General features: G+C 48.2%; 2 tRNA genes and 2 rRNA genes. All 4 read left to right on the top strand.

Annotation, left to right across the window (positions count from 1 at the left end):
- Positions 1-77 (top strand): 5S ribosomal RNA (rrf, locus tag VJL_RS30595); the annotation flags it as partial.
- A gap of 101 nt (positions 78-178) precedes the next feature.
- Positions 179-254: transfer RNA gene (locus tag VJL_RS26970), tRNA-Thr, on the top strand.
- Positions 255-311: 57 nt separating this feature from the next.
- Positions 312-427 (top strand): 5S ribosomal RNA (gene rrf / locus VJL_RS26965).
- 31 nt (positions 428-458) lie between these two features.
- Positions 459-532, top strand: a tRNA-Asp gene (locus VJL_RS26960).
- The last annotated feature ends 1 nt before the right edge of the window (position 533 follow it).

Genomic DNA, 533 nt, shown 5'->3' with positions numbered 1-533 from the left:
CCGAACTCAGAAGTGAAACGAATTAGCGCCGATGGTAGTGTGGGGTTTCCCCATGTGAGAGTAGGACATCGCCAGGCTTTAAATTTAGTTTTTGCCTTTTTAAGAAGGTGAAGACAAAAGTTAAGAGAGCCCGTTTGAAAAAGCGGGCTTTTTTAGTCCTCATGGACACAGATAATGTGCTGATATGGCTCAGTCGGTAGAGCGCATCCTTGGTAAGGATGAGGTCCCCAGTTCGATTCTGGGTATCAGCACCATTTACTGTTTGTTTTACGCTTTAAATCAAAGCTTAAAACAAAACGTAAAGAATTTTGCTTGGCGGCCATAGCGCTTTGGACCCACCTGATTCCATTCCGAACTCAGAAGTGAAACAAAGTAGCGCCGATGGTAGTGTGGGGTTTCCCCATGTGAGAGTAGGACATCGCCAGGTTCTTATTTAGACTCAAGAGTCTAACCAGTGCGGAGCGGTAGTTCAGTTGGTTAGAATACCGGCCTGTCACGCCGGGGGTCGCGGGTTCGAGTCCCGTCCGCTCCGC

Origin of the sequence: Vibrio jasicida CAIM 1864 = LMG 25398, assembly GCF_000400365.1 — a bacterium.
Lineage (GTDB): Bacteria > Pseudomonadota > Gammaproteobacteria > Enterobacterales > Vibrionaceae > Vibrio > Vibrio jasicida.
The sequence above is the reverse complement of the archived record's forward strand: the minus strand, read 5'-3'. Positions and strand labels throughout refer to the sequence as shown.